The organism is Chitinophaga sp. (genome assembly GCF_017745275.1).
In the GTDB taxonomy this organism is placed as follows: domain Bacteria; phylum Bacteroidota; class Bacteroidia; order Chitinophagales; family Chitinophagaceae; genus Chitinophaga.
In genome coordinates, this window is record NZ_JAGHZS010000008.1 from 317,913 (window position 1) to 337,565 (window position 19,653).

The 19,653-nt window shown below is 44.4% G+C and carries 21 protein-coding genes; 11 read left to right on the plus strand and 10 right to left on the minus strand.

Going from position 1 to position 19,653, the window contains the following annotated elements; all coding sequences use genetic code 11:
- The first annotated feature begins 16 nt into the window (after positions 1-16).
- From J7623_RS24625 to J7623_RS24635, 3 genes are read left to right on the plus strand one after another with little or no spacing between them, the layout of a single operon-like run.
- On the plus strand, positions 17-724 hold the full coding sequence (locus tag J7623_RS24625) for a lysoplasmalogenase (protein ID WP_291925457.1): 708 nt from the start codon (positions 17-19) through the stop codon (positions 722-724).
- 26 nt (positions 725-750) lie between these two features.
- The gene (nadB, locus tag J7623_RS24630) at positions 751-2,349 is read left to right on the plus strand and encodes an L-aspartate oxidase (RefSeq protein ID WP_291925461.1); all 1,599 of its coding nucleotides are present in this window, start codon (positions 751-753) and stop codon (positions 2,347-2,349) included.
- Positions 2,350-2,402: 53 nt separating this feature from the next.
- Positions 2,403-3,281, plus strand: coding sequence for a lysophospholipid acyltransferase family protein (locus J7623_RS24635; protein ID WP_291925464.1), 879 nt, complete (start codon positions 2,403-2,405; stop codon positions 3,279-3,281).
- Positions 3,282-3,332: 51 nt separating this feature from the next.
- Here J7623_RS24635 and J7623_RS24640 read toward each other — a convergent pair whose 3' ends face one another.
- From J7623_RS24640 to J7623_RS24660, 5 genes are all read right to left on the minus strand, one after another.
- A complete protein-coding gene (locus J7623_RS24640) occupies positions 3,333-3,818 on the minus strand; it encodes a BON domain-containing protein (RefSeq protein WP_291925467.1) in 486 nt (161 codons plus the stop codon).
- 165 nt (positions 3,819-3,983) lie between these two features.
- The gene (locus J7623_RS24645) at positions 3,984-5,387 is read right to left on the minus strand and encodes an MBL fold metallo-hydrolase (RefSeq protein WP_291925470.1); all 1,404 of its coding nucleotides are present in this window, start codon (positions 5,385-5,387) and stop codon (positions 3,984-3,986) included.
- Positions 5,388-5,519: 132 nt separating this feature from the next.
- Positions 5,520-5,879 carry a metalloregulator ArsR/SmtB family transcription factor gene (locus tag J7623_RS24650; protein WP_012788619.1) on the minus strand — a complete coding sequence of 120 codons (360 nt, stop codon included), beginning with the start codon at positions 5,877-5,879 and terminating at the stop codon, positions 5,520-5,522.
- 213 nt (positions 5,880-6,092) lie between these two features.
- Positions 6,093-6,770 (minus strand): tRNA (adenosine(37)-N6)-threonylcarbamoyltransferase complex dimerization subunit type 1 TsaB, encoded by a 678-nt coding sequence (tsaB, locus tag J7623_RS24655; protein WP_291925480.1) that lies wholly within the window; start codon positions 6,768-6,770, stop codon positions 6,093-6,095.
- Positions 6,771-6,778: 8 nt separating this feature from the next.
- Positions 6,779-7,444 (minus strand): 3-hydroxyacyl-CoA dehydrogenase family protein, encoded by a 666-nt coding sequence (locus tag J7623_RS24660; protein ID WP_291925482.1) that lies wholly within the window; start codon positions 7,442-7,444, stop codon positions 6,779-6,781.
- A gap of 99 nt (positions 7,445-7,543) precedes the next feature.
- On the opposite strand from J7623_RS24660, the gene J7623_RS24665 reads away from it, so the two are divergent.
- Positions 7,544-7,927 carry a RidA family protein gene (locus J7623_RS24665; RefSeq protein ID WP_291925485.1) on the plus strand — a complete coding sequence of 128 codons (384 nt, stop codon included), beginning with the start codon at positions 7,544-7,546 and terminating at the stop codon, positions 7,925-7,927.
- Between the two features lie 111 nt (positions 7,928-8,038).
- Here J7623_RS24665 and J7623_RS24670 read toward each other — a convergent pair whose 3' ends face one another.
- On the minus strand, positions 8,039-9,709 hold the full coding sequence (locus J7623_RS24670) for a L,D-transpeptidase family protein (protein ID WP_291925488.1): 1,671 nt from the start codon (positions 9,707-9,709) through the stop codon (positions 8,039-8,041).
- A 177-nt stretch (positions 9,710-9,886) separates the two neighbouring features.
- Between J7623_RS24670 and J7623_RS24675 the strand changes: the two genes are divergently transcribed.
- Positions 9,887-10,213 (plus strand): cupin domain-containing protein, encoded by a 327-nt coding sequence (locus J7623_RS24675; RefSeq protein WP_291925491.1) that lies wholly within the window; start codon positions 9,887-9,889, stop codon positions 10,211-10,213.
- A gap of 167 nt (positions 10,214-10,380) precedes the next feature.
- Here the strand turns inward: J7623_RS24675 and J7623_RS24680 are convergent, their stop codons facing one another.
- The 4 genes from J7623_RS24680 to J7623_RS24690 form a co-directional block, all read right to left on the minus strand.
- A complete protein-coding gene (locus J7623_RS24680; RefSeq protein ID WP_291925494.1) occupies positions 10,381-11,931 on the minus strand; it encodes an Rne/Rng family ribonuclease in 1,551 nt (516 codons plus the stop codon).
- A 328-nt stretch (positions 11,932-12,259) separates the two neighbouring features.
- Entirely contained in the window at positions 12,260-12,355 is a 96-nt protein-coding gene (locus tag J7623_RS31790) for an AURKAIP1/COX24 domain-containing protein (protein WP_225889701.1), read from the minus strand.
- Between the two features lie 35 nt (positions 12,356-12,390).
- Positions 12,391-13,233 carry a tetratricopeptide repeat protein gene (locus J7623_RS24685; RefSeq protein WP_291925496.1) on the minus strand — a complete coding sequence of 281 codons (843 nt, stop codon included), beginning with the start codon at positions 13,231-13,233 and terminating at the stop codon, positions 12,391-12,393.
- A 24-nt stretch (positions 13,234-13,257) separates the two neighbouring features.
- The gene (locus J7623_RS24690) at positions 13,258-13,545 is read right to left on the minus strand and encodes an HU family DNA-binding protein (RefSeq protein WP_073084475.1); all 288 of its coding nucleotides are present in this window, start codon (positions 13,543-13,545) and stop codon (positions 13,258-13,260) included.
- Between the two features lie 219 nt (positions 13,546-13,764).
- Between J7623_RS24690 and mutY the strand changes: the two genes are divergently transcribed.
- The 6 genes from mutY to J7623_RS24720 all read left to right on the plus strand — a co-directional run bounded on the left by mutY (position 13,765) and on the right by J7623_RS24720 (position 19,651).
- Complete coding sequence (mutY, locus tag J7623_RS24695; protein WP_291925499.1) at positions 13,765-14,838, plus strand: A/G-specific adenine glycosylase; 1,074 nt, start codon at positions 13,765-13,767, stop codon at positions 14,836-14,838.
- Between the two features lie 197 nt (positions 14,839-15,035).
- Entirely contained in the window at positions 15,036-15,494 is a 459-nt protein-coding gene (locus tag J7623_RS24700) for a single-stranded DNA-binding protein (RefSeq protein WP_211973520.1), read from the plus strand.
- A gap of 133 nt (positions 15,495-15,627) precedes the next feature.
- On the plus strand, positions 15,628-16,971 hold the full coding sequence (gldE, locus tag J7623_RS24705) for a gliding motility-associated protein GldE (protein ID WP_291925509.1): 1,344 nt from the start codon (positions 15,628-15,630) through the stop codon (positions 16,969-16,971).
- A 21-nt stretch (positions 16,972-16,992) separates the two neighbouring features.
- Positions 16,993-17,595, plus strand: a complete 603-nt coding sequence (locus tag J7623_RS24710; protein WP_291925512.1) for a hypothetical protein — start codon at positions 16,993-16,995, stop codon at positions 17,593-17,595.
- A gap of 66 nt (positions 17,596-17,661) precedes the next feature.
- Entirely contained in the window at positions 17,662-18,228 is a 567-nt protein-coding gene (locus tag J7623_RS24715; RefSeq protein ID WP_291925514.1) for a DUF3109 family protein, read from the plus strand.
- Positions 18,229-18,274: 46 nt separating this feature from the next.
- Positions 18,275-19,651, plus strand: coding sequence for a LutB/LldF family L-lactate oxidation iron-sulfur protein (locus J7623_RS24720; RefSeq protein ID WP_291925517.1), 1,377 nt, complete (start codon positions 18,275-18,277; stop codon positions 19,649-19,651).
- The last annotated feature ends 2 nt before the right edge of the window (positions 19,652-19,653 follow it).

The following is a 19,653-nucleotide window of genomic DNA, read 5'->3' on the forward strand; positions in this document are numbered from 1 at the left end:
CGACAACCACTTCGTTATGAAACGTCCTGTAATCCTTATCATATACTTCCTGGTATTATTAGCGGACATATTGTGTATTGCGCTTAATAAGGATAGTTACCGGTATGTCACCAAACCGTTGCTGATGGTGCTACTGGCGATATATGTGCTGGCTGCTGATGCAAAAATGCCGCGCGGCTTCCGAACCTTCCTGTTGCTGGCCTTATTTTTTTCTTTCCTGGGCGATGACCTCCTGTTATTCGACAGGTTCTTTCTGCCGGGATTGGGAAGCTTCCTGCTGGCGCATGTCATGTATATCGTTTTCTTCCTGAAAATAAGGTATAGTAATCCACCGGTTCCGCTCTGTAAATATGCCTTTGTATTTTTGAACGCGGCCGTTATTATTTTGTTCATCTTATTCTTAACACCTTACCTCGGCAGTTTATTCGTTCCCGTAGTGATATATTCGCTGGCGCTATCTATTACGGTACAGAGCGTGTTACATGCTTTTCACTTCGGGCGTCAGCCGGAGGCCTGGTATTGTATGATCGGCGCAGTATTATTCCTCGTCTCTGATTCCATGATTGCCATAGGCAAATTCTACCATCCTTTTCCGGCCAATGGCATCCTGGTAATGCTTACATACGGCATCGCGCAATGGGGGCTGGTATATGGCAGCCTTTTGTATTTCCGTAAACGGGCAGCTTACCTCACCCAACGAGCTGATGGAAATCATAATTTTTAATCCGTAATGATTACTTTTGTTGTACTATGCAGCAAACAGATTTTCTTGTCATCGGTTCAGGAATTGCAGGGCTCACCTATGCGCTCAAGGTATCACAACAATACCCGGATAGAAAAATTACGATCATTACCAAAAGCAGGGAAGATGAAACCAATACCAAGTACGCACAGGGCGGTGTAGCCGTGGTAAACGACCTGGAAAATGATAGCTTCGAAAAACATATTGAAGATACGCTCATTGCCGGCGACGGCCTCTGTAACGAGCAAATAGTAAAAATAGTAGTCACCGAAGGTCCGGAAAGAGTCAACGAAATCATTGAATGGGGTGCCAACTTCGATAAAAACCCTGACGGTGATTTTTCGCTCGGTCGTGAAGGTGGTCACTCGGTATTCCGGGTTATTCATCACAAAGATATTACCGGCAAAGAAATAGAACGTGCACTGCTGGATGCCATCCATCGCCGTCCCAATATAGAGCTGGTCACACACTGCTTTGTAGTAGACCTCATCACCCAGCACCATTTGGGCTACCTGGTCACCAAATCCACCCCGGATATTGAATGCTTCGGCGTATATGTGCTGAATCTGGCCACCAACAAAATAGAAAAAATACTTTCCAAAATAACGCTGCTGGCCACCGGCGGCAACGGACAGGTATACCGGAGTACCACCAATCCCGTTATTGCTACCGGCGATGGTGTCGCCATGGTATATCGTGCCAAAGGACGGATTGAAAACATGGAGTTCATCCAGTTTCATCCTACCGCCCTGTACCAGCCGGGCGTAAACCCATCGTTCCTCATCTCTGAAGCAGTGAGAGGTGATGGTGGTATTCTTCGCAATATTGATGGCGAAGACTTCATGCATAAATACGATCCCCGCCTGTCGCTCGCACCACGTGATATTGTAGCCCGTGCCATCGATAGTGAAATGAAAATCACCGGTACGGAGTATGTATACCTCGATTGCCGTCATATGGACCAGGAGAAATTTATTCATCATTTCCCCAACATCTACGAAACCTGTAAAGCAGCGGGCATAGACGTAGCCACACAAATGATTCCGGTAACACCTGCAGCACATTATAGCTGCGGTGGTATCAAAACCAATGAGTGGGGACAAACCTCTATCCGTAATTTATATGCCTGCGGCGAATGCGCCAGCACCGGCCTTCATGGCGCTAACCGCCTGGCCTCCAACTCACTGTTGGAAGCCATGGTATTTGCTCATCGCTGTTTTATGGATGCTACCAACAAAATAGATCTGCTGGAGTTTAAAGAAAATGTACCTGACTGGGTAGCCACTGGTACTACCGCTCCCAAAGAAATGATCCTGATCACGCAAAGCCTGAAAGAGCTGAAACAGATCATGAGTGATTATGTAGGAATTGTAAGAACAGATGTGCGTTTACAACGTGCACTCCGCCGGCTGGATATTTTACACGAAGAAACAGAAGCTCTCTACGAAAAAACCACGGTATCGCCGCAATTGTGTGAACTGCGCAACCTGATCACAGCAGGCTACCTGATTGTAAAAGGAGCCGCGTTCCGTAAAGAAAGCAGGGGACTTCATTACAATACGGATTATCCATTTAAATCTGAGCTGATACAAAACATTGTATTGTAAGCGAAACGGCCGTCTTTCATTACCTTTGCGTTGGATTTACAACAAACAGGAATATGTATTATCTGCTGCTTGCTTTTTGCTATAGCCTTTCCATATTGCCATTTCCGGTATTATATTTTATCAGCGACGGGCTATACGTGCTGGTGTATCATATCATCGGGTATCGCAGAAAGGTGGTGATGGAGAACCTTACACAAGCCTTTCCGGATAAGTCGAAAGAAGAAATTACCCTTATTGCTAAAAAATACTACCGCAACCTCACAGACATGATGGTGGAAACCATCAAGCTGCTCACTATGAGCAAGGCGCAGCTCCAGAAACGCTTCCGCTGTGATCTGACAGTATTGCATGAATTATATGCACAGGGAAAAAGCTGTCAGCTGCACCTGGGACATAATTTCAATTGGGAATGGGCCAACCTGTTTTGCATGCAGGGCGTAGATTTTCCTTTCCTCGTGGTATATATGCCGCTCACCAGTAAGCCGGCAGACCGTATGTTCCGCCACTTCCGGGAAAAATTTGGTACCATCCTCATTCCGGCCAACGACATGGGCAACAGCATGAAAGCATGGACCAATAAACAATACCTGATTGCGCTGGTAGCTGATCAAAATCCGGGCAATCCCCGTAGCTGCTACTGGTACCCGTTCCTCAACAAAATGACTCCCTTTTATAAAGGCCCTGAAATGGGCGCCAAACGCAGTGATATCCCGGTAGTATTTGTGGATATCCGTAAAGTAAAAAGAGGGTATTATAATGCCACTTTAAAGCTGGCTTTTGAGCATCCGCAGCAGGAACCGGATGGCAATATCACCGAAGCCTTTGTACACTACCTCGAGCAAAATATTTATGAGCAGCCGGAAGTATGGGTATGGAGTCACCGCCGTTGGAAACATACCTACCAGGGGCAAAAAAATGGGAAGACTATTTAAGGGAGAAGCGAGCACACGACAGCTTCTCCTTCTACGCGTGATGCGCCGAGGCTACTTACCTTTTACCTGGTTAATCACTTTCTTTGCACCGGATTGCTGCGCCAACTGTACCACTTTCCGGAGTTGCTTCTTCTTAACGGTACCATCCAGCGTTACTTCCCCGTTAGCAATATTTACAGTGATATCACTAAAGCCGTTGGCGGCATAAGTAGAGTCCAATGCTTTCTTTAGTATCTCATCAGGATTCACTACAGCTACCTTAGGTGGCGCTGGTGGCAACGGTGCTTTTACGGTAATATTATCCTGTACAGACTTCACTCCTTTTACACCTTTCAATGCCTCTTCCGCAGCAGATTTGGCTACATCATCACTTACTTCTCCACTGAGAATTACTACCCCATTTTTCACATCTGCAGTAATACCTGGCACCAGGCTTAATTTTTCATTTACCTCCGTTTTGAGAGAGGCATCAGATGGCTGGCAACCGAACATCAACAACAAACTGATAGATACTATGGAAGCTAATTTGGTAGTCATGGCCCTACAATTTTGTAGGAAGAAGTTAACAAATACGGGGGGAATGGCCAAAAAAACAGGTTTTAGCAGTTAGCTTTTAGCTATTAGAAGAATGCCACGAAAATCATAGTGTATGATCTTCGCGGCATTCTTCTAATAGCTAAAAGCTAACTGCTAAAACCTTTATTAGTTCAGTACTGTCTTTTCTTGTACTACCTGTAATCCTTTCTGGTCTTTCATTTTAGCGAAGCCACCGTCTACATTACGCAGGTTGTGAATACCTTCTCTTTTCATAATTGAGCAGGCTATAACGCTGCGATAACCGCCCTGGCAGTGTACGTAGAGGTTATAGTTTTCTTCCAGGTCAGCCAGTTTACCAGGATCCATCATGTCGCCCAATGACAGGTTGATGGCGTCTTTAATGTGGCCATCTGCATACTCAATAGGCTTGCGTACATCAACAATCACCAGGTGGGGGTCATGAGGAATATCCATGGCCAGTTCATCAGCTTCTACGGTGATGATCATGTCTTTGGCTTCGCCGGCAGCTTCCCATGCAGGGTAGCCTCCGTTCAGATAGCCGACCACGTTATCAAATCCTACACGCGCCATTCTCACTACTGTTTCTTCTTCTTTACCGATAGGTGTTACCAGGATGATATCCTGGTCAAACGGCAACAAGCTACCAGCCCATTCTGCAAAGCGTCCTTCCAGGCCAATGCTGATGGAACCGGGAACGAAACCATCGCCAAACTCAGTAGCCGGACGGGTATCCAGGATCAACGCGCCTGCTTTTCCTTTGGCTTTAAATTCAGCCGGAGAAAGCGGTTGCATGGCTTTTTCCATCACAGCCTTGAGGGCATCATATCCTTCTTTGTTTATTTTGGCGTTGATCGGGAAATAAGACGGTGGTGTAGACAAACCACTGGTTACTTCCTCGATGAATTTTTCTTTTTCAGTAGCCAACAATGCATAGTTGGTGGCTTTTTCATCACCAATGGTGCTGAAAGTATTTGGACCCAGGTTTTTACCGCAGGCAGATCCGGGGCCATGGGCTGGGTAAACGATCACATGGTCAGGCAGCGTTTTAATTTTGTTGTTGAGAGAATCAAACAGGTAACCTGCCAGCTCTTCTTTGGTTAAGTCACCGCTGAAAAGATCCGGACGGCCTACGTCTCCAACGAATAAAGTATCTCCGGTAAATACTGCATATGGTAATCCCTTCTCATCATTCAGCAGGTAGCAGGACGATTCGAGTGTATGACCAGGAGTATGCAATACTTTCATAGTTACTGCTCCAATCTGGAATACTTCGTTGTCTTTGGCAACATACGTTTCAAAGTTGGTAATAGCATCCGGGCCGTAAACGATGGTGGCGCCGGTAACTGCTGCGAGTTCGAGGTGTCCTGAAACAAAATCCGCGTGGAAGTGCGTTTCAAAAATGTATTTAATGGTCGCGTTCTGTTCTTTTGCCAGATCAAGATAAACGTCTATATCACGTAATGGGTCTATCACTACTGCCACTCCTTCAGATGCTATGAAGTAAGCCGCTTCCGACAAACAGTTGGTGTACAATTGCTTTACGTACATGGTTTTTGATTTTTACAAATTTACAACTTCTAAGGGGCTGTAGCTATGGATAAAATCTATACCAAAATAAAAAAGTAGCCATAAAGGCTACTTTCTTATATAATTTCTTCCGTAATATACGGATCAATACTTTTAACCAACAAGTTCTTCCACAAACTTTGCTACTTCAGCAATACGTTGCTTGTTGATGGTGTAATGAATAAATTTACCATCTCGCTCTGTAATTACAATGCCTGCACGCCTTAAAATGGCGAGGTGTTGCGATGCTACCGATTGTTCCAGACGCAATTTCACATAAATCTCTGTCACGGTCATTTTTTTGTGGTCCTCCAACAGCTTAATCATCTGCTGGCGCAGCTTATGGTTGATAGCGCGTAAAACCATAGCAGCCTTCTTAACGGCAATGTAATCCAATTTGATCTGGTCTTTTTCATTGGTACCTCTAGAAATAATAAGAGTATTAGAAGAGGTAGTTAATAATGTTTTTTCCATCGCATAATAGTTTTAAAAAAATGATGAAATGAAAGGGATCAACGGACAGTACTCGCAAACAGTTAGACAACAATTGCGGTAATCGATTTATACAAAAATATAATATCTGTCACAATAAAAAAAATTTCCATACCTTATTTTATCATATATATGCGTCAGATACTTGCAAATTAGATGTAATTTGACAATTACATGACAAAAACAGGATATGTATCAGGGCTTTTGTGGAGAATAAAATGGCTTGAGGTAAAATGGACTGAAATAAGCCAGATCAACAAACAATTTTTGATCGAATGCCTGCGCTGAAAGTGGTGCCATATGCGCTGCACTTATAACATATTCTGTGAAAATAGCATTTTTAGGTGAAGATAGCATCAGTTTCCATTTAGGACTGCCATCACCAAAGAAGTAAATTTTCCTTTCTGCCAACTGCGCTTCCAGGGAAGAAGGCTCCAGGATCATGGCCTGTGGCGGCATTATCTCTTTTAAACGGGCATCATACAGACCCATAAACACTTCCTGCCTGCGTGCATCCAGCATTGGGCAATACCACGCTGTTTCATCGTTTACAGCAGATACTAATCCCTGTGCCATCATCTGCAGGGTGGAAATAGCCAGCAACGGCTTTTGCCATGCATAACACAATCCCTTTGCCGTAGCCACTCCTACTCTTAACCCGGTATAGGAACCCGGTCCTGCACTCACAGCAATAGCATCCAGCTCCTGGTGCGAAATTCCCTGCTCTTTTAATATCTGTTGCACAAACAGCGTCATAGTAGCAGCATGATCGGACTGCTTTTCATTCACCAACGTTTGAATCACTTGTCCATCGCGGGAAAGGCTCACAGAGCCAGTAGTCGTTGCGGTATCTATATTCAGTATTAATGCCATGTCAAAAATTAAATTGCTTCGTAGGCGGTTTGCAAAGAGGCGGCTACCTGGTAACGGTCATCTCCGGTTGCATCGTGTACCGCCTTCAATACTTCGTATACATGCAAAATGCCAATTCGTTCACTCCATTCAAAAGGACCATATGGGTAATTGGTCCCTAAACGCATAGAAGTATCAATATCTTCCCGGGAAGCAGTTCCTTCTTCTGCCGTAAGATACGCTTCATTGATAATCATGCACACCACACGCGGAGTGACCATACCCACCACATCCGCTACCAGCGCGTACTCCCAGCCGAGCTTATACATCACTTCGTCCAATGTTTCCTTCTGCCCTTCGTCCATCACCGTTACTTCCATTACCGGTACATTCACAAAGCCCGGTAAAAAATTACAACCCATGATGTTAAATCCCTGCTCAAACGCAAACTGGTTCATGATGTCTGACAGGGAGGTTTTCACCATGCCCGCCAACACCGGTATTCCAGGGTTCTTTGCATATACCAAAGCATGTTCCGGCCGATCATCGAAAATAAGATCCAGCACTACATCAAATACTTTAAGCGACAAAACCTCTTCCAGGCTTGTTTTCCACTGTATATCGTGATGCGTTCCCAATCCCTTTTGCTGCAATTCTTCGTACCGTTGCGCATCTGCTATTACCAGGATATTCATGCGTTAAATTTCGGCAAACCTAATAAAGAATCATTAATTATAACACATCCGGTCCTGTAAAGGATGGTGCGTTCTTAATTATTATTTACTTTCGTTTATATGGAAAAGCAAATCATTAATACTACCAATGCGCCCGCTCCTATTGGGCCTTATAACCAGTCTGTGAAAGCTGGCAATACTCTCTATGTGTCCGGTCAGATTCCGCTGGATCCCGCTTCCGGCGAACTGATTAAATCCGGTATTGTGGATGAAACACACCAGGTCATGAAAAACCTGCAGGCCGTTTTGAAAGAAGCCGGTATGGGTTTTCAGAACGTTGTAAAAACCACTATCTTTTTAACAGATATGAAAACATTCCCACAGGTAAATGAAGTATATGGTAGCTATTTTACCAGCGATTTTCCGGCCAGGGAAACCGTTCAGGTAGCAGCGTTGCCAAAAGGCGTAGATGTGGAGATTTCCGTGATTGCCGTAGGCGCCTGATTAAGGAGCTGAAAGCATAAAGCCGAAAGCATAAAGCTATTGTAGCAACTGATCAGAGCGTATTATCCGTCATGTTATCCGCTACAATAGCTTTATGCTTTCGGCTTTCGACTACTTTCCAAACAGGGAAGTTGCCAGTTTAGCATCGTGTCCATACACATCGTCCCTGAAATTCAACTTACCATTGCTGTCTACAAAAGCAGTGAAATACACGATAAATACCGGTACTTTATCTTTTATCGTGATATACTTTTCCTTGCCGGCATTCATAGCCTCATCAATTTTCTGTTCTGTCCAGCTGGAATCATCGCGGAGCAGCCATTGCGCCAAATGTTTCGGCTCAGCCACCCTGATACAGCCATGACTGAAAGAGCGTTTGTTTTCGCCAAACAGGTAGCGGGCAGGTGTATCGTGCAAATAAATATTGTACTCGTTAGGGAACAGGAATTTCACCTTACCCAATGAGTTTTTGCCACCAGGTTTCTGTCTTACCACATATGGGAAATTGCCGCCGGAATATTTGCTGAAATTAATAGATCCGGGAGAGATAGCCTTACCACTGGCGCCTACAATTTCCATGTTTTGTCTGGCCAAATAGCCGCTACCACTACGTTTCAGACCTGGTAATACTTCTTTTGTCAATATGCCGGGAGGTACATTCCAATAAGGGCTGAATACGATATAGCGCAGCTCCTTGGTGAATATCACCGTATTGGCACCGGGCTTTCCTACCACTACATTGCAGCTCCAGTCCAGCTTTCCTTTATCGTAAACGTGCATTTTAAACTGGGGGATATTCACAAGAATATAGTCTGTGGTAGGTTCTATAGGAACCCAGCGCAAACGTTCCATGTTCAGCAATATTTTTTGGATACGATCCTGCAGGGGGGTATTGAGTGCATCTAATACACTTTTGTTGATAGTCCCATCTTCTTTGATACCCATCCTGTTCTGAAAATTACGGATAGCAGTATCCAGTGCGGCAGTAAAGCGTTTGCTGCTATCTGTTCCGGGAAGATCTCCAAATGCTTCCAGGCGGTATTTTACTTCAGCGATCACAGAAGAAGAGTCCCCTTTTTTGAAGCTCTTCTGCGTAGTGCGGATAGAATCCCATTTGCCACTGGTTTCCAGTTTGGCGAATTTTTTCAGCTGTTGCCGCAGCAGGATGTACTGGTGATTGACAGGCTCGTCGTCTTCAAAAGCATTACTTTTTTTACTCACCATGGAGTCCAGCAGGCTTTCCATGTCTATTTTTTTGCGGGGAATGAACCATTCCAGGTCTTTGGCGGAATCGGCGGTTAAGCCACCCCAAACTTTGTTACCATATGCAAAGAACTGGGAAGTGAGCAGCATTTCCACTTTGGGAATTACGGGATCTCCTGGCTTGAGGCCTACATCACTTACCAGCAGGGTATCTGTGAGTTGTTGCAGATCGGGGGTCATCAGGCTGCTGTCTTTAATGCCATAAGCAGCATCGTTCTTCATCATGTTAATAAAGTTGCTGGCTTGTTCGGTAAGCCCATCTTTATTAATCCAGGCGTAATGAAAGTCACGCTTGCGATAGAAGTTGAGGATATATTCATCGTACGCATCATAACTTTTGTGAGATTGCAGGAATTGATTCACAAAGTTGCTGTCGATCGTCTGTTCAATATACGCCTGTTTGGTATAGTGAGAGGTATCTCTTGCCTTTGTTTTCTTGCGGGAACCACTTTGCTGCTGGCAGGCAGCGAAGATGATCAGCGACAATAAGGCGAGTAAGGAATAAAAACGTATAGTCATATGCGTAATAGAGGTATTTATTTGCTTAAACAAACATGACAATTACAATTGGGATTATAAGGGTATTTACGGCCGTAAATGTATGAAATATATAGCATTAGCAACTATTAGCTTTTAGTAAAATGTAGTTTCATCCCAATTGGTAAATCCGCTATATTTAACTTTAAAAGCTATCATATGACCAAACCTGCTTCTTTAGATGAAATTCCTGTAAAAAATACGATTGCCGGCTTTTATGGTCGTTTTGTGCATGGCAGCAAAAGTACCCTGGCTTTCTGGGAGATTACAGCTGGCTCGGATTCGCCTGTTCATGAGCATCCGCACGAGCAGATCACTTATGTGGCGGAGGGGCGCTTTGAAATGTTCCTGGATGGAAGAAAATATGTGCTGGAGCAATTTGATACCCTGGTGATTCCGCCTAATACGCCGCATGGTGGCCGGGCGCTAACGGATTGCAAAATCATAGATAGTTTCAGTCCGGCGAGAGATGACTACCGGTTTTAGCAGCTTTTAGGCATTAGCTTTTAGCTTTTAGAAAAATGCAGCGGAGATAACAACATATTTTGTCTTCATCCGCTGCATTTTGCTAAAAGCTAAAAGCTAATGCCTAAAAGCTGGAAATTAAGTTATAAAAGAAAAGGTCCCTCGCTTACAGCGGGGGACCTTTTCTTTTATAACTTAATTTCCTCATCATTGGCGTCGAAGAAACGATATTCAGTAAGATGGTAGTTGGAGTCAGCTCTTAATTTGATCCATTTTTTATACTGGAAGTACCACTTCCATTGTTTGGATACCAGGAATCCTTTGGTAAGGTAAGCATACAGTATAGGATGTGTGCGGATGGTCAATCCTTTATGCTGGTGATTCAGCAGGTATTGCAGGTTCTTTTCTATGTCTTCGAGAATCAGCATGGAAGCGCCGATTTTGCCTGTTCCCCGGCAGGTAGGGCAATCTTCCGCAACGGAGATGGTGATCTCAGGTTTTACCCGTTGACGGGTAATTTGCATGAGGCCGAACTTCGATATTGGTAAGATGGTATGTTTTGCTCTATCCTGGGCCATAAATTTCTCCATGGCTTCGAATATGGCCTTTTTATTTTCCGGCAGCTTCATATCAATGAAATCAATGATAATGATACCACCCAGATCGCGCAGGCGGAGCTGGCGGGCAATTTCAGCAGCAGCTTCCAGGTTGGATGCGAGGGCATTTTGTTCCTGGTTGTTGCTGGAGCTTTTATATCCGCTGTTCACGTCAATAACGTGCAGCGCTTCAGTAGCTTCAATAATGAGGTATACACCGCTGTCGAGGTTCACGGTTTTACCGAAAGAAGCCTTTACCTGGCGGGTGATGCCGAAGTTATCGAAGATGGGAGATCCGTTATTGTAATAGTTAACGATATCAGACTTTTCGGGAGCAATCTTTTGGATATACGTTTTGGTGTCTGTAAAGATATTTTTATCGTTAACGACTATACGGTTAAAGCTTTCATTGAGCAGGTCGCGGAGAATGCTGGCTGTTTTGGTTTGTTCGCTCAGGATCTTTTGAGGGGCAACGCCTCCACTGAGATTCGACTGGATATTTTTCCAGGTTTGAACGAGGGTAGTCAGATCTTCGTGTAATTCTGCTGTTTTCTTTCCTTCTGCGGCGGTGCGAACAATAACGCCAAAGTTGGGCGTTTTGATAGCTTCCACAATTTTCTGCAATCTTTTTCTTTCTTCGGAGGAGTGGATTTTTTTAGAAACCGCAACAATATCATTAAAGGGTGTTAACACTATAAACCTTCCGGGTAAAGAAATTTCGCAGCTAAGGCGGGGGCCTTTAGAAGAAATAGGTTCTTTGAGAATTTGTACGAGGATATTAGGTTTTCCTCCGAGTACGTCTGTAATTTTACCGGTCTTAACTATTTCCGGTTCATTTTTAAACTTAGTGAAATCAAAGCCTTCGGGCGTTTTATCGCTGATGGCCATTGCAGTAAATTTAAGAATAGAGCGGATATAGGGGCTGAGATCCGTGTAATGTAAGAAGGCATCTTTTTCGAAGCCTACGTCCACAAATGCAGCATTTAAGCCGGGTATCAGCTTTTTAACCTTGCCCAGGTACAAATCGCCCACTGAGAAGTTAGGATTGCCACTTTCGTGATGCAATTCCACCAGCTTCTTATCTTCCAGTAACGCAATTTCCACCCCTGTAGGAGCCGCATTTATAATAAGTTCCTTATTCAAGCGTCCAAAATTTTAACCTTTAAAACTTCACCTTTATGCTATGCACACGGCTATTAAGTAAGAACAGCTTACTGCATACCAAAACAATAGCTCACCATAAAGTTAGCGTATTTCTTCACGTTGTGTGACGAATGGATTGCTTAAGGGTTCAGCGATCACTGCAGGTAATGTCCGGAGAATTCTATTGCGGGATCTATGGAAACAACCTGCATGACTATAGCAATTTAAGAAGTAAATGCTAGAATCATGCAGGATATATGAAAATTTTTATCCGACCACCGCGCCGGGAGAATACCATGTTAGTATAAATGGCGGGAAACTGGAGTAATTATTTCTTCTTACTTTTATGCCGGTTCTTTCTCAGTCTTTTTTTACGCTTGTGAGTGGCAATTTTATGTCTTTTTCTTTTCTTACCGCAAGGCATACGCTGATACGTTTTTAAATGATTGAAAAATAATATTATTGAATACTTTTAATGTAACTATCGACTTCCTTCTTCAATTCCGGATCACTCATGAGTTGCTTGCTTTTTTCAAACAGTTCAATAGCTTTCTTTTTATCTCCTTTACTCCGGTACGATTCTGCCAGTACAAATAATACTTTCGCATTATCCGGGTGCTTCTTCGCAACGCCTTCCAGTCTTTCGATAGCTTTATCGTACTGACCTGATGTAATAGCGAGGTTCGCTAAAGTAACCTGTGCATCTATATTATCAGGGTGTTCAGCCACTACTTCCCTCAGCTTGGCCACACCTGTCATCGGTTCGCCGGTGTTCATATACACCATGGCCTGTGATATTTTCAGTGTGTCGTTAGCCGGGTTCAATTGTATTGCCTGGTCAAACAAGGTAATTGCTTGCTGGGCTTCCCATTTCGCAATACGCGGATCTTCTGCGTGTTGCAAGTGGGCTAAAAATAAATTGGCTGCAAAGGTGAGGCTTTTTTCGGAATTTTCCAACTTAGCGGCTTCGCCAAGATAATATGCGGCTACGGGCAGCTGGTTGAGGCTGTCCCAGGTATTGTACAATTGCTGGTACGCAGCTATTTTCTGAAGCTTTACATCTCCACGAATAACATTGGTTTCAATTGTATTAACCTGTAAAAGTTTTTCAGCAGGAATTTTACCTTTAGCTGTGGTGAGCAGTTCAGAGAAGGCAATAGGTTCCACCTCCTGACCGCCCTGCATTGGGGCGCCAGATGACATAGGTTTCTTTTCTGACCGGGGCACAGTACGGCCAAAGGCGAATAATATCACCAATAGTGCTACCGCAGCACCCACCAGAAGAACTTGTGTTTTTTGCATCGCCTAAAATATTAGGCTGCAAAACTAAGAACTTTTAAGCTTCTTTACCTCAGCAACAAATTCTTTCGAAGGTTTAAATGCCGGAATAAAGTGCTCAGGGATCTCCACAGCTACGTTCTTCTTAATGTTACGCCCAATCTTGGCTGCCCTTTTCTTGGTGATGAAACTACCAAACCCACGGATATAAATATGTTCTCCGTTTGCCAGTGCTTCTTTCACCTCTTTGAACATAGCCTCGAGTGTGACTAACACATCGACTTTGGGGATGCCGGTTTTTTCAGCAATGTTGTTAATTAAATCAGCTTTTCTCATATGAAAGCGAGAGGATTACTTTACTCTCAAAGTTAATTTAAAAATTCTAATTGCTGAATTTTAAGCAAATAAATTTTATCATTTTTTCTTATAACTGGTATTGGCGATAATTTATATTTATTTGCAGACCCGGAAATGGGTATCTGTTGTACCTTATAGGGTTTTGTACAGCATTTGCCATATCAATATACTAAATAATTTTATTAAAATAATATATAAATGATATCACCCCGACATTTTTTTACCGAAAAATTACTGGACTGGAACCGGGAGATGAATACCCGCAACATGCCCTGGAAGGGTGAAAAAAATCCATACCGCATCTGGCTATCAGAAATCATTCTCCAGCAAACCCGCGTGGAGCAAGGCTGGCCATACTACGAACGCTTCATTCAACACTACCCGGATGTTACCAAACTGGCTGCCGCACCCGAAGAAGAAGTGTTCCGCTTATGGCAGGGACTCGGCTATTACGCCCGCTGTAAAAATATGCTGGCCGCCGCCCGCGAAATTACCAACGCCTATCACGGTAAGTTCCCGGACCAGTACGAACAAATTAAAGCACTGAAAGGTATCGGCCCTTACACCGCCGCCGCCATCGCTTCCTTTGCCTTTAACCTGCCCTATGCTGTACTCGATGGCAACGTATTCCGGGTCCTCTCCCGCTTCTTCGGCATCGACACACCAATAGACAGCACCGCCGGCAAGAAACAATTCGATACCCTCGCCCAGGAACTCCTGCCACCAGGCGCTTCTGCAGAATACAACCAGAGCATCATGGACTTCGGCGCCGTGGTTTGCAAACCACAGCAACCCCTCTGCGATGACTGCCCTCTCCGGAAAAAATGCGTGGCTTATCACCAACAACTGATCCCTCTTCTCCCGGTAAAAACTAAAAAACTGCAAATCAAAAAACGGTATTTCAACTACCTGCTGGTCAACTACAAAGACCAGCTCTTCATCCGTAAAAGAACCGATAGCGATATCTGGCAAAACCTGCACGAGTTCCTGCTGATAGAAACACCTGCACCATCCGATATCACCGCAATTCAGTCGTCTGAAATTTTTCAGCAGCACTTTGGCAACATCGCTATTGAAATAGACCGGGTGTCTGCTCCCTTTAAACAACAGCTCACACATCAAACTATTCATAGCCAGTTCATTAGTATCACTGTAAAGAAAAAACCTGACCTGCCGGGATACACGCTGGTGGCGAGAAACAGCCTGAATAATTATGCTTTCCCGAAAACTATTACCACTTTCCTGGAAAGCAATCACTTACAATTATTTTAGGCTACACGCATAGAGATAAAAAATATACATTAAGCGCTAACCCACTTCAGTAATAGTTGCTAATGATAAAATCCGTCTCAATCGGCTGCCAGTAAGAAATTTTTCACTATCGATTGGAAAAAAATATTAACTTTAAGAAGGTTGTTTATTTATTAAAAGAAGAACTTTTTAACAATAGACTAAAAAAACCTACAACTATGAGAGGTGTTAATAAAGTAATCCTGATAGGCAATTTGGGCAGAGATCCGGATGTACAGTTTCTGGAAGGAAATATCGCAGTAGCCAAATTTTCACTGGCAACTACTGAAACATTCAAAGACAGGGCCGGCAAGCTCATTTCTCAAACAGAGTGGCATACGGTGGTGCTTTGGCGGGGATTAGCCGAACTCGCGCAGAAATACCTGCACAAAGGCAGTCTTGTTTATATTGAAGGCCGTTTACGCACCCGCAGCTGGGAAGACAAGGAAGGCAATAAGAAATTTGCCACCGAAGTTGTAGGAGACAACCTGGTTATGCTGGATAAACGCATGGACCTTAATAACCAAGATCACCCCATACCTCACCACAGCAGTACAGGCTCAGGCAGTGGAGACAATTTCCCCGGAATGGAAATCCCTCCTTCATTGAATGAACCAGCAGACGATCTGCCATTCTAGTTGCAAAAAAATATTAAGTTTTGTACGCACGTAATCCCATATAGGGACATTACTTATATTTGCGTGCAGGGAAAGCAATTCCATGAATTTCTTTCCCCTTATTTTTTGATTATTTACATCAAAGTTCAACATCTTGGGCATCCTTTCGGCAAGCAACGTATCCTATTTTTTACAAGCCAGCGCTCCCATTGGCACCCCTAACGTGGTGGTGTTCCTGCTTGTTATATTTGTGCTGCTGCTGCTTACCTTCATCGTATCCGGGGCAGAAGTAGCTTTCTTTTCCTTAAACTATAAGGACCTGAATGTGCTTAAAACCCGGCAAAATGCCTCCGGTAAACTCATTACCAAATTACTGGAAAAGCCAAAATCACTCCTGGCTTCCTTACAAATAGCCGGTATCCTGTTGGCGATCGCCTTCATCATGATCACCAACTACCTCGTTACCCAGATGGAAGACCTGCAAACCTTGCCGGTAGTATCCCTCGTGGTGCGTATTTCCGCTATTTGCCTGATTTTACTGTTCTTCGGCCAGATACTCCCCCGTGTATGGGCCGCACAAAACAATATTCGCTTTGCTACCTATTTCGCCTGGTTCGTAAGCCTGATCCACGCCACCATGGAACCGGTGAGCGACTTCTTCGTAAGCCTCAGCGGCAGCATCGAAGCCCGCCTGTTTCACCGCGGCACCGGCCCCGTTAACTACCAGGAAATTGATGAAGCCATCGAAATGAGCGTAGATCCTACTGCCTCCCAGGAAGAAAAAAATATCCTCAAAGGCATCCTCAAATTTGGCAACATCACCGTTAAACAAATTATGCGCGGCCGCCTCGATGTAAACGGCGTAGAATACGACAGCTCCTTTGGCGATATCGTTAAAAGAGTGGCCGATCTCCACTATTCCCGCCTCCCGGTATACAAAGACAACCTGGATAATATCGTAGGCGTGATCCATACCAAAGACCTCCTGCCCCACCTCGATAAAGGTGAATCCTTCGACTGGCACGAGGTAATGCGCCAACCTTTCTTTGTTCATGGCCATAAACTCATTGAAGACCTCCTCTCTGAATTCCAAAGCCGCCGCATGCACTTTGCCGTAGTGGTAGACGAATTTGGCGGTACCTCCGGTATCGTTACCCTGGAGGATATTATGGAAGAAGTGATTGGCGATATCAAAGATGAATTTGATGAAGAAGAATTCAACTATAATAAAGTAGACAACTTCACCTATGTATTTGAAGGCAAAACCATGCTGAATGACGTTTGCCGGATCATGAACATCCCTCCCGAAGCCTTTGAAACCGTAAAAGGCGAAAGCGACTCCCTCGGTGGCCTCATCCTGGAGCTGGCCGGAAAATTTCCGGAAGAAAACAGCGTTATTAACTACAATAACTATGATTTTACTGTACTGGAAGTCAATAAAATGCGCATCCAGAAAGTACAGGTAACCATCAGGCCGGACGCCGCTGACAAAGTATAACGCCTGTTAAATAACCGAAAAATGCCACATTTAAAAGGAAAGGCCCTCGCCATCATTTCCCTGCTGACGTTGTTGCTGGCAGCCTGTGAAAACGTACCTACTCCCAAGCCCAGAGGCTATTTCAATATCAAATTCCCGGAAAGAGCTTACCGAAAATTCGATATGCCGGACTATCCTTATACATTCGAATATCCGGCATATGCCAATATTGTAAAGGATACCTCTTTTTTTGGTGCAGCACCGGAAAATCCTTACTGGATCAACATAGACTTCCCTACCATGAACGGGAAAATCTATATGAGCTATAAAATCATCGGCCCCGGTAACAATACTTTCCGTAAACTGGTGGACGACGCTTTCAAAATGACCTATAAGCATACCTATAAAGCCGAATACATCGATGAAAACGTGATCCATACACCCAATAACGTAAATGGCACTTTTTACGAAGTAGGCGGTAATGCAGCCTCCTCCAAACAATTCTTCGCTACCGACTCGGTCCGGCACTTCCTCCGTGGCGCCCTTTACTTTGACGCTACCCCCAATGCCGACTCCCTTGCACCCGTATACAAGTTCCTGGAACAGGATATGTGGCATATGGTGGAAACCCTCCGCTGGAGATAAGCTGGTAATGCTGTAACTTTGTGGTCTTAACAAGATTGTCTGTATCAGGCATAAGACCGTTTCCCGATGATTATCATTGACGACAAATACATAAGTGACGAAGTAATTGAAGAGCAGTTTGTATGCAATCTCTCTGCCTGCAAAGGCGCCTGTTGCGTTGCAGGCGATTGCGGCGCTCCACTCGACAAAGCAGAAGTAAAAACCCTGAAAAAGATTTATCCGCAAATCAAATCATACCTGCGGGAAGAGGGGATCCAGGAAATTGAACGCACCGGCACCAATACCACAGACGATGAATATGGCTACGTAACGCCTATTGTGAATAAAGGCATTTGTGCCTACGCCACCATAGATGCCCACGGTATTGTAGGCTGCGGCATAGAAAAAGCCTATAACGATGGTGTTGTGGACTTCAAAAAGCCCATCTCCTGTCATCTTTACCCCATCCGGATTAAGAAGTACGAAACATTTGAGGCGGTAAACTACGACCGCTGGGACGTTTGCAAGCCTGCCTGTAAAAACGGTAAAACCCTGCAAGTACCCGTATATCGTTTCCTCAAAGATGCTTTGATCAGAAAATACGGCACGGAATTTTATGAAGTGCTGGATAAAATTGCAGGGGAATACAAGTAAATCGTTTTTGGATTTAACTATCTTTAATTAGGAACACTGCTTACTTATGCATCAAATAGCATCTACTTTTCTGGAAGAAAGTGAAAAAAAGGCGGCTGATCTGGGACACCGCCAGACCATCAACTTCAACATAGGTAAATATAATACGGCTGTAAAAGCCGGAAAGCAGCAGTTTTCCGATCTCGCCAGTGCAAGAGAACGCGCCAAAAATATTAAGTGGAGAGCTATTGAGCACCTCGATAACCTCCTGGAAGAATTCGAACAAAACTTTACCCGCCGCGGTGGTAAAGTGATCTGGGCTGAAACTGCAGAACAGGTACAACAGGAAATACTCGCTATCTGCAAAGCCAAACAATGTAAAAGCATTGTGAAAAGTAAATCCATGGCCACAGAAGAAGTACATCTCAATGCCTTTATGGAAAGTAATGGCATTGAATGTGTGGAAACTGACCTGGGAGAATATATACAACAACTGGATGGCGAACCGCCCTATCATATTGTTACACCCGCCATGCACAAAAGCAAGGAAGATGTAGCCCGCTTATTTGCGGAAAAACTGGGCACCGATCCGGGTCTCACACCGGAGCAACTCACGCTCGTAGCCCGTGAGAAATTACGTCATAAATACCTGGAAGCTGAAATAGGCATCACCGGCGCCAACTTCATCCTGGCCGATACAGGATCTGTAGCGGTAACGGAGAATGAAGGTAATGCCCGTTTAACTACCGCATTTCCCAAAACGCATATTGTACTGGTAGGAATAGAAAAAGTATTGCCTTCTATTGCAGATCTGGGGCTGTTTTGGCCATTACTGGCTACTTACGGTACTGGTCAGCAGGTAACTGCTTACAACAGCATTTTTAGCGGCCCACGCCAGGAAGGAGAAACAGATGGTCCGGAAGAGATGTATGTGATCCTGATGGACAACGGCCGTACCAATATACTCCAGGATACTACTGCCCGCGAAAGCCTGTACTGCATTCGCTGCGGTTCCTGCCTCAATGCCTGCCCGGTTTACAAAAACATAGGCGGCCACACTTATGCAGCCACCTACAGTGGTCCTATCGGCTCCGTAATTACGCCACATCTGAAGGGCATGGATTCGTATATGCATTTGAGTTTTGCCTCTTCCCTCTGCGGCAACTGTACCGAGGTATGCCCCGTACGCATTAATCTGCATGAACTGTTATTGCATAACCGGCAAAAAGCGGTAGAAGAAAACTATACTTCCGGTGGTGAAAAATTTGCCTGGTTTGTATGGAAGCAGGGCTGTAGTAGTCGCAAGATGATGAACATGGCCAGCGGTAAAATGAAAAACTTCCTGTTGAAACGATTCTTTGCCAAGGGCTGGGGCGATAACCGGGAATTACCTGTATTTGCCGCCAAATCCTTTAACCAGCAATGGAAAGAACGGAATAAGTAAAC